Source organism: Hoyosella rhizosphaerae (assembly GCF_014643175.1).
In the GTDB taxonomy this organism is placed as follows: domain Bacteria; phylum Actinomycetota; class Actinomycetes; order Mycobacteriales; family Mycobacteriaceae; genus Lolliginicoccus; species Lolliginicoccus rhizosphaerae.
Genome location: NZ_BMJH01000001.1, coordinates 197411 through 214940 on the forward strand (window position 1 = coordinate 197411; position 17530 = coordinate 214940).

Consider the following 17530-nt stretch of genomic DNA (forward strand, 5'->3'; position numbering starts at 1 on the left):
CACTTGGACAAATCGGACAACCTGGGGGATGAGTCATGCACGCAACAACGCTGAAGGCTATGCGCCGCGCGTTGAACTGCCTCGGCGGCCTTGATTGCGTTGCCGCGCAACTGAACCCCACGGATGTCAACCCCGCTGGAGTCAATACCGAGATTAGATCATTCGGATCGAAAAGTGGGCGCGTCGTCATCTCAGCCGGCCCCCGAAGGATTGCCGCTGCCAGACGGATGGGACCAGAAAGCAATTGGGGTATTTAGCTGATGACTAGCACTGCAGTCGGTTCGGTCACCGACACAGCAAACAATGATGTCGAAAGTGCCGAGGTAACCGATTCCACTTTGCGGCCACTCACTGGTGCGCAACGCGGAATTTGGCATGCGCAACAACTTGATCCGGAGTCTGACCGGTATCTCGTCGGCGAAGTCCTGGAAATCACTGGATCAGAGCCGATTGATGTCACAGTGCTCACCAAGGCAATTAAACGCACCGTCGCTGAAGCCGAAACGATGAGACTTCGATTCGTCGACACCTCGGACGGACCACGCCAGTTTGTTTCTCACATCGGGGTTAGCGCTGAGATCGTCGATCTGCGGGCGCATTCCAATCCAACCGAAATAGCGCACGCAGAGGTGGAGAACCATCGGCGCAGCGCTGCCGAACACTGCCGTCACATGGTCGACCGGCAGCTGTATACGTATCTCTTGATCCGTCTTTCCGACTGCGAAGTCTGGTGCGTCCAGCTCTACCATCACCTGATTGTTGACGGATACAGTGCGGCTTTGCTGTCTCGCCGAGTGGCCGCCCACTACACCGGTTTGGTTCGAAACACCCCAGTGCCGACTGCTCCGTTTGGCACCATCGCTGAACTCGTAGCGGACGACGAAACCTACCGCGCAAGTGAACAATTCGAGCGTGATCGCGAGTACTGGCGTGGTGTACTCACACCGCTGCCGCCGATGGAACGACGTACCGTCCCGCTGGGCGGCCAGGTCGAAGCCACAGTGCAAGCGCGCACGATCCTTCCAGGCGAGTTCCTTGACGACCTCCGTCAGCAAGCACAACACCTTGGTGTGACGTGGGCCGACATGCTCATCGCCGGGTACGCCGCGTTCCTTCATCGGCTGTTGGGGGTCTCCGACGTCGTTATCGCCCTACCTCTCATGGCGAGGTCGGGTCGGCTCGCGCTCACCACTCCGGCGATGGTGGTGAATGTGCTGCCCTTGCGGGTCACCGTGCGTAGCGACGACGAACTAGGTCATCTCGCGCAACGAGTGGCGGGGGCGCTGCGTGACATGAGAGCGCACCAGCGTTATCGGGGTGAAGATCTCATCCGCGAGTTCCCAGGGTGCGGCGCCTTGCTCCACGGAGTGGGCGTCAACCTCAAGGCATTCGATATGGCCCTGGACTTTGCAGGCGCCCGGGGTGTTCTCCGCAACGTAGCTGGTGGGCCTCCAGAGGACTTTGGACTGACGGTCACTCCTGGCGCTGATCGCACAGTTCAGTTGGGCTTTGAAGCCGACGCCCGCACGAACGATGCGGTTGCAGTGCAGTGGCGGATGGACGCCCTCACCCAGATCGTCCGGACGCTCACAGCGAACGCAACCAAAGTGGGTGCGCTACCGCTGATGTCGGCCGAGGAAACCGATCGGGTGCTGCACGCGCGAGCGAGCGCACCAGTAGCACGGCCAGCCGAGTTGCTTCCCGACGTGTTCGACCAACTGGTTGCGCAGCAGCCACAACGCACCCTCCTGTCGAGTGGCGACGAACAGTTCACCGCAGCAGAGCTCGGCGCGCGGGTATATCAGTTGGCCCGCTACCTGAGAAGTCAAGGCGTCGGACGCGAAACGATTGTTGGTATTGCCCTGCCTCGGAACGCTGACCTCGTCATCGCCGTGCTGGCTATCCTGCGTGCGGGCGGAGCGTATTTGCCCCTCGACCTTGAACAACCGACTGCGCGGTTACGAGACATCACCGTCGATGCGCAGCCCTCAGTCATTATCGCCAACAACGAACTCGCCGAGCTGGCAGGCACCGCGGTGCTGGTGGACATTGACGCACCAGACACGCGTAGTGCTGTGTCCGCAATGCCCAGCAATGTGCCGACAGGCGACGAATGGGGCGCGGCAAGTGATCAGCTCGCCTACGTCATCTACACATCGGGATCGACGGGTAAACCGAAAGGCGTACTGGGGCATCATGGGGGCCTCGCCGCATTGCTGGCTGGGCATCGCGGGGGACTGTACGCCGAGACGGTGCAACGCTGTGGCGGACGACCACTGCGGACCGCACATACTGCATCCTTTGCCTTTGACGCGTCGATTGATCAATTGCTCTGGCTGTTCGATGGTCACCACGTCCACGTGTATGGCCCTGAGTTGCAGCGCGATGCCGCCGCACTCATTGCCGCGTTCCGTGATGACAGCATCGATGTCATCGACACCACCCCGTCGATGGCTGGTGCACTTATGGAGTGCGGACTAGCTGACAGGCCGCCAGCGCTACTCATCCTTGGCGGTGAAGCCTCCCCACCAGGACTGTGGCAGCGCCTCATCGACGCCAACATTCCGGTAGCTGACCTTTACGGACCCACAGAGGCCACGGTCGACGCAATCGGCTCACTGCGGCCAGGCGCAGAGCCACGCATTGGTTGTCCGCTGCCCGGCACGGGTGCGTACCTGCTTGATGCTGACCTATCCGTAGTTCCGGATGGCCAGACAGGGGAGTTGTATCTTGCGGGACCCAACATTGCACGCGGTTACCTTGGGCGCGCGGCGCTGACCGCAGACAGGTTTGTGGCAGATCCGTTCGGGAAGCCCGGTTCACGGATGTACCGCACCGGCGATCTTGCCCGGTGGATCCCGGGCGAAGGATACGAGTATCTCGGTCGCGCTGATCAACAGGTCAAGGTCCGCGGATACCGCATCGAGCTTGGCGAGGTTGAAGCCGCGTTGACGCGCCTGCCCGGCGTTCGTGCTGCTGCCGCGACTGTCCGCAACGAACCGCGCATCCTTGTCGGCTATGTTGTCCCAGACCCAGGCGCAAACCTTCCCGATACGGTCCGGTTGCGGGCGATGCTCGCAGAAACAGTGCCAGATCACTTGGTGCCCTCGTCGCTGGTTGTCATCGATGAACTTCCGATGACCGACAACGGAAAGGCCGATCGTTCAGCGCTGCCTGCTCCTCTTGTTGGCGCCTCTGGGCCGCAGGCCAGTACCGCCGCAGAACTAGCCTTGTGTGAGGTAGTGGCTGAGGTGCTAAATTCCGGCACTGTTGGTGTGGACGATGACTTTTTCTCCGCGGGTGGTGACAGCATCAGCGCCATCACGGTGAGCAGTCGGCTCCGCTCGCGCGGGTACGTGTTGCAGCCGAAGCAGTTGCTCACGCAGCGGCCGCTCGGCACGATCGCTGCGACCCTGACAGCACGCGACGCTTCGGATGCGGTGACGGCAGCTAGTGATGGCACGGGGGAAGTCCCGGAACCTCCCATCGTGCAGGCATTACTGCGCCGCAACGCGAAGTTGGCCGCGATAGCCGGGTACGTCCAGTGGACGTCTCTGCGCGTAGACAGTGGACTTTCTGCTGATGTATTACGAGCGGGCCTGACAGCGGTTGTGCAGCATCATGATGCCCTGCGGTTGGTCAAGACCGAGGACGCCCTGGTGATTCCAGAATCGTCTTCTGCCGTCGTCGCCGTGGCGGAACGAATCCTGGACGACGAAAACCAGATCGCACAGATCGCGGCAGATGAAGCAGCTCTGGTCGATGTTATCGGTGGCCCACTCGTCAGGGCAGTGTTGGTGCAGGTGCCAAACGATGAGTGCAGCCACATTGTGATCGTCGCCCATCACCTCGTCATCGATGGCGTCTCCTGGCGCATCCTGCTGACGGACCTCTATAAAGCCTGTGCGGCTACGCAACAGACGCCGCGGCTTGATCCGGTCCCCGCATCGTGGAGGCGCCATGCCCAACTTCTTCACGAACAGGGTCGCTCAGGCGCCCGGCGCACAGAGTTGCCGTACTGGACATCCACGCTCGAAGCAGCAACTCCGCTGCTGGGAACTCGTCGCCTCGACCCTGCGATAGATACTGCTGCCACAGCGAACCGAAGCACAACTATTGCCTCAACAGGTGTCACGTCAGCACTGCTGACCACCTTGGCTGACGCATACCGCGTGCGCGCCGACGAAGTGCTGCTTGCCGCTTGGCTTCTGACACTTCGGTCGTGGCAACAAGAGCGGACACAGGAGCGCAGACTCGACCATTGCGCTGTTGACCATTGCGCTGTCACTGTCGAAGGCCACGGACGCGAAATGGACGAGACAGGACTCGATCTCACGCGAACCATCGGATGGTTCACAAGCGAGTTCCCCGTCCGACTTCCGATGCACGCAATTAACAATCCGCAGGCGCTTGATGATGCGCTCGCCGGGGGAACCGCAGCCGGACAGTTGCTACGTGCTGTGAAGGAAGCGCGCCGACGAGTGCCCGGTTCAGGTGTCGGGTTTGGTGTGCTCCGATGGCTCGACCCGGAATCAGCACCCGCACTGAGTGCCTTGCCTGAACCTGAGGTGTTGATCAACTATCTGGGTAGGTTTACCGACGCTCCAGGGCCGGGCTGGCACCTTCCCGACGAGGATGCGTTCGCGGTAATCGAACCCGCCGGGAAAGCGCTCACAGAAGTGCTGGCACTGAACGCCTTCATCCGCGAACAAGGCGGTAACCCGCAACTTGCGGTCGAGTGGACTGCCGCGAGCAGGATCGTGGACGACAGTGCACTTGCTGCGTTGCAGAACCATTGGCAGAACGCTCTCGAAGCGCTGGCCGCGCACGCATATCTAGCACCGGGTGGGCTCACTCCGATCGACTGCCCACTGGTGACCATTGATCAACCCACCATTGACCTATTCGAAGCCAGTCACGGGCCCTTAGCTGATGTGTTGCCGCTGTCACCGCTGCAAGAAGGGTTGCTCTATCACGCACTCCGCGACGGGGACGACGATGCTTACACGCTAACCGCTCGGCTTGATCTCACTGGTTCGCTCGACAAGGACAGGCTCACAGCCGCGTTTGATCGAGTAGTAGCAAGGCACCGCAACCTCGGCGCCGCGTTCCACTACGCAGAGTTGCCCTACCCCGTGCAGGTGATTCCGCGCACCGTGACGGTGCCGTGGCGGTATGAAGACGTCTCCGCTCTGCCCCCATCAGTTGCCGAGCGTGTCGCAGCGCGGCTCGAAACGGAAGCAGCTTCCCACGTCTTTGACGTCGAAACGTTACCGCTGTTGCGTGCGTTGTTGATTCGTATGCCAGGTAGTGAGGATCAGTGTGAGCACCGACTCATTCTGAATGCGCATCACCTGCTGACTGATGGCTGGTCGACACCTATTGTTCTTCGCGAATTGCTCGCTCTGTACCACGGTGATGATGCCGCTTTGGCGACGCCGGGGTATTACGGCGACTACCTTGCGTGGCGTGGTGAGCAAGACTTCGAGGTAGCGCTGGAGTCGTGGCGCACACGGCTCGCTGGGCTTGCGGGGCCCACAATGATCGGGCGCCGAGTTGGGGCGGGTGCCACTGCGGAGCAACGTATCGAGCTGGCGCCGAACACCGTCAACAGCCTCGAAACGCTCGGAAGGTCAGCCGGGCTCACCCAAAACACGATCGTTCAAGGTGCTTGGGCAATGGTGCTGGCCGAACACGTTGGCTCTGACGATGTGGTGTTTGGTGCCATCGTTTCCGGACGACCAGCAGACCTGCGTGGTGTCGAAAGCACCGTCGGCCTGTTCAGCAATGCGGTGCCTGTTCGGGTTCACCTGGACCAGGCTGTGCCACTGTGCGAGCAGCTCGCGACACTGCAACACACCCGACTGGAACAGCAGGAACACGAGCATGTGAGCCTGGCTGAGATCGAGCGGGCGGCAGGCCTCGGGCAACTGTTTGACACCCTCATGGTGTTTGAGAATTTTCCCGGCGCCGGTGTGCGCCAGCCAGAATCGCACGAAGTTCGCGTCAGTCGGTTCGTCAACCGCAGTCTCACGCACTACCCGGTGACACTGGTCGCGCCCCCGGCGGATCACTTGGAATTGCTGCTGGCCTACGACACCGAACGCATGCCCGAGGGGCTAGCACAACGCTTCGCAAGCAGGCTGGCAGAGATCTTGACTGCCCTGGCCGCAAACCCGGCGGTGACTCCTGGGGAACTCATCCACATAGACGGCATTACTGCTGGTTACACTGTTGCTGACTGGATGGAAACCGTCGCTGCACAACACGGAGACCGTCCCGCTCTCGCCTACGGTGACGAGACTCTCAGCTACCTCGAACTACATGCGCGCGCCAATCGGTTGGCCCGCTGGTTAGTCGATCAGGGTGTTGGACCAGAATCTGTGGTCCCCATCGCGGTTGGTCGCAGCACACAATTTGTCATTGCTGTGTGTGCGATTAGCAAGGCCGGGGCTGCGTTTTTGCCGCTCGATCCGCAGCTGCCGACGCAACGCATCGACGCCATGCTCGCAGTGACCGCGCCCTCGGTGGTGCTCACGGCAGCGGAAATCGACAACGTCGAACTCAATGATTACTCGGCTGATCCGATCACCGACAATGAACGTCGAGCGCCGATCCGTCCCACCAATACGGCGTACGTCATGTTCACCTCAGGTTCCACCGGTGAGCCCAAGGGCGTTGCGGTGTCGCACGAGGCGATCGTGCAGCGTATGCGCTGGGTGCAGCGCGCTGGCCTCTACACAGCTGACGACATTGTGCTGTTCAAGTCGGCGCTGAACTTTGACGTCGTCGTCGCGGAGATCTTCGGCGCACTCCTTGCTGGGGCGAAACTTGTGATTGCCCGCGACGGCGCACACTGGGATCCCGCCGCGCTCGTGGACCTCATCCGTGCCCATAGCATCACCACCGCAGAGTTCGTGCCGTCGATGCTGGCGCTGTTCTCCGAGGAGATCGAGCCGGGGAGTGTGCCGTCACTCCGACGCGTCTACTCCGGGGGCGAGGCACTGTCACCGGCACTTGCACAGCGTGTAGCCGCCACAACCGGGGCTCGAGTCTTCAACACCTATGGCCCAACCGAGGCCGCAGTCGACGTCACGTGCCGCGAAGTATCAGGGCTGGACACGCCGGTGGTGCCCTTAGGGTTGCCCGCCCCAGGCATGCGAATGTACGTGCTCGACGACGCCTTCCAACAGGTAACCCCAGGTGTTGCCGGTGAGCTGTACCTCTCTGGGAATCAGCTCGCACGCGGCTATGTGGCACGCTCCGCCACCACCGCTGAGCGGTTTGTCGCTGATCCTTTCGAACGAGGCAAGCGGATGTACCGCACGGGCGACCGGGTGACGTGGACCGCCGCCGGTGAACTCGAATACGTTGGGCGCGCTGACTTTCAGGTCAAACTCCGCGGACAGCGCATCGAACCCGCGGAAATCGAGCTAGCGCTCCTCACCGAGGAGGCGGTGGCACAGTCTGTCGCTATCCCGCGGGAGGATGTGCCGGGGGACCAGCGCCTCGTCGCATATGTCGTGCTGCACACTGGAATGTCCACCAGTAGCGAAGTTCTCCGTGAGCGCGTGCGAGCGACGCTGCCCGAGTTCATGGTGCCGTCCACGGTCATGATCCTCGAATCCATGCCGCTGACTGTGAGCGGAAAGATTGACCGCTCGGCATTGCCTGTACCTACGCACGTGTCGTACGCACCACTTGAAGTTAGTCTCGACGACGAGCCAGCGATCGCCGCTGTCTGCACCGCGATGGCCGAGGTGCTCACCGCTGCTCATGTAGGCCCCGACGACGACTTTTTCGCCCTTGGCGGCCATTCACTGAGTGCGGTCCGGCTCATTGGTGCGCTGCGCCGTCTCGGCCACACCGCTGTCGTGGACGACGTTTTCGAAGCTCCCTCGCCTCGGCAGCTCGCCCGGCGAATGAGCGGAGCGGCTCCACTCGAGGCACCACTGCCTGAACACCGCATGGCGGACAGCGTTGAGGCGCGCGACGTTCTGTCGCCAGCGCAGGAACGACTGTGGTTCCTACACCGGCTGGAAGGGCCGTCAACCACCTACGACATTCCCGTCCTGTGGCGGTTGACTGGGGATCTTGATTCCGCGGCGCTGGCCGCAGCGTGGCGCGATGTGCTCAGCAAGCACCCCATGTTGCGCACGATCTACCCCGAGGACGAAACCGGTGCGCCGACACTGTCCACGGTCGAACCAGGCAGCGTCGAATCAAGCAGCGTGCCTGCGTTACGAATCCGAAGCATCGAACCCGATGTCGAAACCGTTGACGCTGCGATAGCTTCCTGCCTAGCGCAAGCAGTCGATCTCGCACGTGAGATGCCCGCACGCGCGACGCTGCTCGCTACCAATCCCGGCGAGCACGTTCTCGTGATCGTTGTGCACCACATCGCTGTCGATGCTGGGTCGATCGCAACACTGTGCACTGACCTCGCCGCGTCCTACAACGCCAGGACGGCTGGTGAGACGCCACAATGGTCCGCCATTGCGCCGGACTATCGCCTGTATGCGACACGCGAACAATCCAGGATTGAAGCAGGCTCCTACCGCACCCAGGTCGAGTACTGGCGCACAACGCTGGCAGGGCTTCCCGCCGAACTCGATCTGCCCACAGACCGGCCGCGTCCCACCCGTCCTCGGTACCGAGGTACAGCGGTGTCGATTCCGCTGTCAGGCCACACCCGTGCCGCAATCGGCGCGCTGTGCGGTGAGTACGCGGTAACGCCGTTGATGGTGCTCCAAGCAGCGGTCGCGGCTACGTGGCAGGCGTTCGGCGCGGGCACAGACATCCCGTTGGGCAGTTTGGTTGAACACCGTGCTGGCGGACTGCAACCCGGGTCTGGTCCAGACTTCACCGGCACAGTCGGCTACTTCGTCAACACCCTTGTGGTGCGCTGCGACCTCAGCGGGAGACCATCGGTGGCCGAGCTTTTGCACCGGGTGCGATCGGCCGCGTTGGGTGCGTTGGCGAACCAAGATGTGCCGTTTGAGCAAGTGGTGGAGGCGATTTCTCCACCCCGCTCACTCGCGCGGCATCCGCTTTTCCAAACGCTGGTCGCGCATGAACAACCCGAACCTGCATTGCCGTTTCATGGTCTGGCCACTGAACCGGTTGTGCCCCCGGTAGCTGCTTCGCGATTCGATGTTGCTGTGTGGCTTGCGGATTCACACGAGTCAACCGATGCATCTGATCCTGCTGCGCATCTGCGTATCGTCGCTGACGCAGACCTATTCGACCACAGTACGGTCGTGAACCTCGTCCACGGTGTCGTGCGCATGCTCGACCAGATGGTGCAATCGCCAGCGGGCTCGATCGCCGAGATCACGTTGGGGGAATCTGCGGTCGCGCCGTCGGCGGCACGCAAGTGCGGCGCAGGTGTGATCGCAGACTTCGTCCGCCAGGCCGAGCTCACTCCCAACGCCATAGCGATTCGGAGCGGAACCACCGCGACGACCTACGCCGAGCTGAATAGACGCGTTGATCAGCTTGCTTCGCTGCTGCACCAGTCCGGGGCAGGTTCGGAACGCGTTGTTGCGGTGGCTCTCCCGCGATCCACCGACCTGATCGCTGGTGTGCTCGCTGTTCTTCGAGTCGGAGCCGCCTACCTTCCCCTCGATATCGACTACCCACAGCAACGCTTGGCGTTCATGATCGCGGACACCAATCCGGTGTGTGTTCTCACCACCAGCGAGCATGCGGACCGGTTGCCGTCCGGCGGTGGGGAACAACTGGTCTTCGTCGACGGCGATATGCCGACGCTAGGTGTTCTCCCGGAACCGCCCGCGCCTGGTGACGGACTTGCCTACGTCATCCACACCTCAGGATCAACTGGACGTCCCAAGGGTGTTCAGATCACAACTGCGAACCTCGAGGCGTTCGCCGCAACGGTCACAGGTGATGGGTGGGTTCGTTCAGACGACAGAATCGTCGCCGTCACCACGGTGTCCTTTGATATCGCCGTTCTTGAGTTGTTGTGCCCGTTGACAATCGGCGCGACTGTGGTGCTCGCGGATCGCACTACGGTTCGAGACCCGGAACTTCTGCTGGCCCTCATCGCGGCGGAACAGGCGACAGTTTTGCAGGCCACCCCGTCGTTGTGGCGTGGTCTGATCGAGCACAGCGCTGGCGGCGAACTAGGAGGTGTGCGCGCACTCGTTGGCGGTGAAGCGGTCCCCAGCGATCTTGCTTCTCAACTTGTGGCGAACTGCGCAAGCGCACGCAACGTGTATGGCCCAACCGAAGTCACAGTCTGGGCCACCACATCGATGCTGACCAGCGGTGCACCCGTCACGATCGGCCAGCCCTGGACGGGCGTCCATGCTCGCGTGCTTGATGCCGACCTGCGCGACGTTCCAGCAGGAGCCGTCGGTGAGCTGTATCTGGGTGGCGACCAAGTTGCCCGGGGATACGGCGGCCGATTCGGATTAACGGCGAGCCGGTTTATCGCCGACCTAACGGTGCCTGGTGAGCGGTTGTATCGCACGGGTGATCTCGTGCGTGTCCGTGATGGGCAACTGCACTTCGTGCGCCGCGCCGACGACCAGGTCAAGGTACGCGGGTTCAGGATCGAACTGGGGGAGGTCGAGTCGGCGCTCTCTGCCGCTCCAGGCGTCGCGAGGGCAGTGGCAACCGTCCGCGCCGATTCGCGTGGTGCGGGCCAACTACTGGGCTACGTGGTTCCAGAAGCGGGTTCCGCGCCAACACCCGATGGTGTGCGGGCCGCGGTCGCCGCTGCGCTTCCCGAATACATGGTGCCCGCGGTCATCACCGTGCTCGAAGCGTTGCCGACAACGCTCAACGGCAAAATTGACAGGTCGGCGTTGCCCGAGCCAGGCCCAGCCGGTTCCGGCAGACGAGCGACCACGGCGTCCGAGCGACTCATGTGCGAGATCACCGATTCCGTGATCGGCAGCCGTGGCGCGGGCCCAGATGACAACTTTTTCGCACTCGGCGGCGACAGCATCTCGTCGATCAGATTGGTCACCGCAGCAAGGCAACGAGGACTCCAACTGTCCGTTGCCGATGTGTTCGAAATGGCGACCTTGGCTGATCTCGCAGCCGCCGCCGTGCCCGTGTCAACAGATACATCTCCGACACTGCAGCGAGTGGATGCCCCCCTCGTCACCCTCGACGAGAGCATGCGACGCCACCTCGACGCAGTGAGTCCGGGCTGGGTCGAGGCGCTGCCTCTGGGGCCGTTGCAGGAAGGCATGTACTACCAGTCTGTCGTAGACGCCGCGGCCGATGCCTACCACGTCCAACATCGCTTCACCTTTGCCAGCGACCAACAGGTTTCGGGCGACGCAGTGCAGGCAGCGGCACAGATTCTGGTGCAACGCCACCCGAACTTGCGGGCAGGTTTCACCAATCTCGCTGGTGGCCAACCGGTTCAGTTCGTGCCCCGCCAAGCGACAGTCCCGTACCGGGAGGTTGAGTATGGCGAAGAGTTCCACAGGCTCGCAGCAGAAGTCGCTGCGGCGGAGTATGCGGCACCCTTCGACCTCGCTGATCCTCCACTTCTCAGAGTTGCGGTGGTTCGTGGACCCGATGGGCGTTCGGAACTTATCGTCACCCATCACCACCTCCTCGCCGATGGATGGTCGCACGGATTGCTCTTCGCCGAACTGTTCGCGCTGTACGAACGTGCCCGCGATGGTGTGGAACTTGAGGCTCTCGACCACGTGCTGCCTCAGCCAGCGGACTTCCGTCAGTACCTGCGGTGGGCTGCGAGCGCCGACCGTGCTGCTGCCGAATCTGCGTGGCGAAACTATTTGTCAGACTTGGCTTCTCCAACGCTGCTCGCGGGCGAAAGAACTCCCGACAGTCAGGTGAAGGAGAGTCGAATCTCGGAATCCCCTGTTGTCGTATCGGCAGACACGACAGCCCAGTTGCGTCGTCTCGCAAGCGACTGCGGGACCACACTGTCGACCGTCGTGGCCACGGCATGGGCGTTGACATTGCGCACGCTGACAGGCAGCGATGACGTTGTGTTCGGTGCAACCGTGTCAGGTCGACCCGCGGATGTCGAAGGGGCAGACCGGATGATTGGGTTGTTGCTCAACACCCTCCCAATCCGTGTCAAGGGCAAACCAGGTGAGCGGCTCACAGATCTGCTGCGACGTGTGTTCCAGGAACAAGGCGCACTAACACCACACCAACACTTGGGCCTCGGACACATTCAGCGATCAGCAGGTTATTCAACGCTGTTCGACACCCTGTATGTTTTCCGGAACCTGCCACGCGATGAGGAAGGTAGGTTGTCAGCTTTCGCGACAAGCGGTGTCACAGCCACCGCGTCAGCTGATGCCACGCATTACGCCATCACCATTGACGTCGACCCTGGTGACAGCGACAGACCACTGCACGTGACGGTCGAACATCGTGACGACCTCATCCCCGCATCAACTGTGGCGCACCTGTGTTCACAGTTCGCCGCGACGCTAAACCGACTAGCCGAGCCCGCAACCGCCCGCGGAGTAACAGTGGTTGCCGATACCGGGCCTGCGATCGTGCCGTCGGACCTGGACCGCGTGCCTGTGCCTGAACCGGGAGAGCGGGAAGGCAGCGTTGATGCGCTGCTGCGTGAACGTGCGGGGAGTACGCCGGACCAACTGGCGCTCGTATGCGGTGAGATCCGACTGACGGCAGCCCAACTTGACACCAGGGTTGACCGGTTGGCCCGGGTGCTGGCATCCGGCGGCATCGGCAGCGGCGATGTTGTGGCAATTAGTTTGCCGCGCACCGCTGATCATGTGGTTGCCATCTTCGCGGTCCTGCGAACGGGTGCCGCCTACCTGCCACTTGACCCGGCACATCCGGTCGCCCGTCGGCGCGAACTCGTGGCCGATAGCGGGGCGATGTGCTTGATTGAAAGTGGCACTCGGGCACCGTTGTTCACCGGCGATACTGCCGAGCCTCAGGTTCGAATTGTCATCGACGACCCGGAGATCACCGAAATACTCGATGGGACTGTTCCTGCACCCGTCGTGGATTCTCACGCCGTAAGCGGGCCGACCTTCGCCGATCAACCCGCGTACGTGATCTACACGTCCGGCACAACAGGTCGTCCCAAGGGAGTTGTCGTGGGGCACCGGGGACTGACGGCGATGTACCACAACCACCGCGACGAAATCTTCATCCCCACAGTCCGAACCGCTGCACGGTCACCCCTACGCATTGCCCATACGGTGTCGTTCTCTTTCGACATGTCGTGGGAAGAGCTGTTGTGGATGCTCGCCGGACATGAAGTCCATGTCATTGACGAGGACGCCAGGCTCGATCCTGTCGCGCTCGTGCGGCATTACCGTGAAGTCGGGATCGACGTGGTGAACGTGACCCCGACCTACGCGGCCGAACTGCTCACAGCAGGCCTACTCGACGGTGAACGACACCCCGCCCTGGTGATGCTCGGCGGTGAAAGCGTGCCTCAGTCCTTGTGGAGTCGCCTCCGCGAACAAGCCGGGGTAGACGGCTACGACCTATATGGGCCCACCGAGTTCACCATCAACGCGCTGGGGTCCGCGGTACGGCGAAGCGACACCCCGTGCCTCGGCCGCCCTGTACGGAACGCGACCGCCCGGGTGCTCGACAGCGGCTTGCGTGAAGTGCCGGACGGTGCCGCAGGGGAGTTGTACCTCGCCGGTGATGGCATCGCCCACGGTTACCTCGGCAGGCCAGGTCTGACGGCGGGCGCATTCATAGCTGATCCGTACAACTGCGGTTCTCGCATGTATCGCACGGGCGACTTGGTGCTACGTCGCTGCGACGGCGAGTTGCAATACCTCGGGCGTGCCGACCGGCAGGTGAAGATCCGCGGCATTCGAATCGAACTCGGCGAAATTGAAGCCGCACTAACAGCGAGCCCCGGAGTCCAACGTGCAGCGGTGGACGTGCGCCGGAGCGACTCTGGGGTAACCAAGTTGATTGGTTACGTCGTCACTAGTGCCGGTTATGACCCCGCGACTGTTCGTGCACAGTTGCGCAGCGAACTACCGGCGCAACTCGTTCCCTCGGTGCTCGTCGAAGTGGCGTCGATACCGCTGACGGTCAACGGGAAACTCGATCGAGCAGCGTTGCCGGAACCACCCGCAGTGTCGATGACGCGCTCACCCCGGTCCGCGACCGAGCAACGAGTGCTGGCGGTATTTGAACGTGTACTCGACACGACCGGCCTGGACCCTGATGACGGGTTCTTTGAAGTCGGCGGCGACTCGCTCGCGCTGATGCGACTTGTCGGGGAGCTCAACCGAGAATGCGGACCGCTTGATGTCCGCACAGTGCTTGCGCACCCGTCGGCCGCAGAACTAGCGGCGCACCTCGATGGCCGTGCAGAACAACAGGTGCTACCACAGCACCTGCCTTCCGAAGAAAGAGGAAACAAGGCATGAAAACCACCAACTGGGGCCGAGTGCGGCGTCCGTTGCGGCAGACCGCGGTCGCCGCAGCCACGCTCGCCGTTGTATTCACAGGGGCGGCGTGCGGTGCCGACAGTGACACAGAATCAGGCGCAAATTCGGCAGAGACGCGCACCGTCGAAACCGAGCAGGGACCGATCACGGTCCCAGCCGATCCGCAGCGCGTAGTTGTTCTCAACGGCAGCCTCGCAGGCTACCTGTTCGACCTCGACGTTCCCGTGGTCGCGGCAGACACCCGCATGATCGGTGTGAACACCGACGGCGGCGAATTCCCACCATCACTTGAAGAGTCGGCCACCGACCAGGGCACCGAAGTCCTTCCGGCTGCATCCGAAATCCCCGTCGAAGTTGTCGCAAGCTACGACCCCGACTTGATCATCGGTGGTGGCCAAGGATTCACAGGCGTCCTCTCAGAGCAGGCGTACGACCAGCTCGCAGAAATCGCACCCACCGTCCTCGTTCCTGCCTCAGCTGCTGACTGGCAAGAACAACTGGGATTTGTGGCCAACGCAGTGGGCCGATCTGACCAGGTCGACACCATCATGGACAGCTACCGCGACCGGATCAACGAAGTCGCATCCGCTATCACACCCCCCGATGGTCAGGTTGCATACATTCTCACCACCTCGGACCCGAGCACGGTGACAATGATTTCAGCCACTGCGGCACTGCCAGAAATGATGAACGAAATTGGTTTCGAAGCAGACGCTGACGTATGGGACAAAGCAGGAAACCCAGAGCTATATGGCACGGGTGACAGCTTCCAGTTCAGCCTAGAACGGCTCGAACAAGCTGCGGACGCACCAGTAGTTTTTGTCATCGCACTTGATGGCGGCCGCACCGCTGAGGAACTCGCCGATGACCCGATCTACGCACGCCTACCTGCGTTCCAGAACGGCAACGTATACGACCTGCCCGCAACAAGTTTCCGGCCTGACTACCGTCTCGCCATCGACACACTCGACATCGTTGAGGCGCAGTTCGGATGATCCGTCGCCTGTTCGTCGATCTGTCCCCGCTGCGGGACAGCCGCCCATTCCGGTATGCCTTCACCGCGCGGCTCGTGTCGCTGCTCGGAATTGGTTTGCTCCTCGTAGCACTTCCGATGCAGGTCTATCAGCTCACCGGGTCGAGCCTCCACGTTGCAGCAGTATCAGCAACGATGGCGGTGGCACTGTGCGTCGGCAGCCTAAGCGGAGGACTGATTGCCGACCGGGCTGATCGGAGTCGCACAATCCAGTGGGCTCGCGCCATCGCGGGTCTGGGGTTCGTGGTTTTGGGTGTCAACGCGCTCATGCCCGAACCCCAACTGTGGGTGATCTATATCGTCGCCGTGGTGGACGGGGCCGCAGGTGGGGTGAGCGGCTCCGCACTGATGGCACTCATGCCTTCGCTTGTGGGGCGCGACCGGTTGGCCGCAGCTGGCGCACTCGTTGCGCTCACCACTGATTTAGGCCTGATGATTACGCCCGCGATTGCGGGAATCGTGATCGCGGAAAGTGGCGTCGCCACCACGTACTTCGCTGCCGCTGCCGCCACAGGGCTGACGGTGTTGCTGTTTCAAGGCGTCGGCCCCGCTCCACCACCCGGTGGGGGAGCAACTCAACCACTGCAGGCGCTGCGCGAGGCATTGCACTACGCGGCGCAACACCAGATTCTGCGTGCTGTACTTCTCACCGGACTTCTCGCGATGGTGATCAGCGGCCCGCTCGTCTTGCTTCCCGCATTCGTTGACATCGAATTGGAGGCGGGACCACGCGTGCTCGGCGTTCTCTACGCGGCACCAGCCGTTGGAGCGGTGCTCGGGTCTCTGCTCAGCGGCTGGACGGGGCGCACCCAACGTGCGGGGCTGTGGCTGCTTATCGCTGTAGCGGCGATGCCGTTTGGTGTACTTGTATTCGGCTTCGCCAAAACAGCGGTGGTCGCGTTCCTTGGGCTAGCTGCATACGGTCTGGCCAGCGCTATCCAAGAGATCTTGCAGTATGCGGTATTCCAAAGGAATGCAGCTGAAGAAATGCGGGGACGCGTCTCCAGTCTCCTCATGGTTCAAGGCGTGGCTGGCGCTGCCGTAGGCTCCCTCGTCGCCGGCACACTCGGCACCGTGTTCGCACCAGGAACTGCGCTGCTCGTCTACGGCCTTTTCGGTTCGGTGCTGGGGTTGGCCCTTCTCATATCGATGCGCAATCTCCGCGCGGTCGGCGCCCTCACCGGAGACGAAACAGTATCTGCATCAACCACCAGGAGCACTCAAGAATGAACCTAGCCATGTATCACGAGCGCCTCGCCGAGGTCCTCGCCAGCACACACTCAGACAAGGTGCCCTATCCCATCGGGTTGCGCGAACTCGAAGTAGTGCGAAGGGCTCCGGTGGGATCCGGGCTTGTCCGGATCACCTTTGGCGGTCCAGAGCTCGAAGGTTTCGTCTCCCATGTGGCCGATGAGCACCTTCGGTTGATCTTCCCCGATGACACAGGCGCGCTGAACCTTCCCGAACGTGACGGACTCTCACTGCGGTGGACAGCGCCACGACCCATCTCGCGCGAATACTCTGTTCGACGCTTCGACCGCGATGCCAACGAACTCGACATTGAGTTCGTTCTTCACCCCGGCGGGTTGGCGTCCGAGTGGGCAGCCACAGTGCAACCGGGTGAGCGCATACACATCGCTGGCCCTCCCGGAGGCGTTGTAGTGCCGGATAGTTATGACCGCTACCTCCTCGCTGGCGATATCACTGCGTTGCCTGCGATTGCTCGGTGGCTCGAAATGCTGCCCAGAAGTGCACGCGGCTGGGCTGTCATCGAAGTTGCTGACGCCAGCGAAGAAGTCACGCTCGATGCTCCAGAAGGTGTGGTCGTGCAATGGCTGCACCGCGGTGACGCGGCCCCCGGAACCACAGACTTGCTGGAGGTTGCCGTACGAGCTATCGACTTGCCCGCCGGAGAACGTGTCTACATCTGGATCTCAGGTGAAGCAGGCTCAATTAAGCCACTGCGTCGATGGGTGCGGGCCGAAGCGAAGTCCGCGCGCGGCGACCACCTCATCACCGGGTACTGGAAACGCGGCGTCACCGACTTCGATGATCACGACTAGACCACAACCGACCA

4 protein-coding genes are annotated in these 17530 nt (G+C 62.1%); all 4 read left to right on the forward strand.

The window, feature by feature from the left end:
- The first annotated feature begins 260 nt into the window (after nucleotides 1-260).
- The 4 genes from IEW73_RS00955 to IEW73_RS00970 are packed head-to-tail and all read left to right on the forward strand — an operon-like array spanning nucleotide 261 to nucleotide 17516.
- The gene (locus tag IEW73_RS00955) at nucleotides 261-14399 is read left to right on the forward strand and encodes a non-ribosomal peptide synthetase (RefSeq protein ID WP_188669812.1); all 14139 of its coding nucleotides are present in this window, start codon (nucleotides 261-263) and stop codon (nucleotides 14397-14399) included.
- The gene (locus IEW73_RS00960) at nucleotides 14396-15415 is read left to right on the forward strand and encodes an ABC transporter substrate-binding protein (RefSeq protein WP_188669814.1); all 1020 of its coding nucleotides are present in this window, start codon (nucleotides 14396-14398) and stop codon (nucleotides 15413-15415) included. Before IEW73_RS00955 ends, IEW73_RS00960 begins: the two co-directional genes overlap by 4 nt.
- A complete protein-coding gene (gene entS / locus IEW73_RS00965) occupies nucleotides 15412-16683 on the forward strand; it encodes an enterobactin transporter EntS (RefSeq protein WP_188669816.1) in 1272 nt (423 codons plus the stop codon). Before IEW73_RS00960 ends, entS begins: the two co-directional genes overlap by 4 nt.
- On the forward strand, nucleotides 16680-17516 hold the full coding sequence (locus IEW73_RS00970; protein ID WP_188669818.1) for a siderophore-interacting protein: 837 nt from the start codon (nucleotides 16680-16682) through the stop codon (nucleotides 17514-17516). The genes entS and IEW73_RS00970 overlap by 4 nt, the downstream gene beginning before the upstream one ends.
- Nucleotides 17517-17530: the final 14 nt, after the last annotated feature.

Coding starts and splice junctions, on each gene's coding strand:
- IEW73_RS00970 (WP_188669818.1), top strand. CDS start 16,680: ATGAACCTAGCCATGTATCACGAGCGCCTCGCCGAGGTCCTCGCCAGC.
- entS (WP_188669816.1), top strand. CDS start 15,412: ATGATCCGTCGCCTGTTCGTCGATCTGTCCCCGCTGCGGGACAGCCGC.
- IEW73_RS00960 (WP_188669814.1), top strand. CDS start 14,396: ATGAAAACCACCAACTGGGGCCGAGTGCGGCGTCCGTTGCGGCAGACC.
- IEW73_RS00955 (WP_188669812.1), top strand. CDS start 261: ATGACTAGCACTGCAGTCGGTTCGGTCACCGACACAGCAAACAATGAT.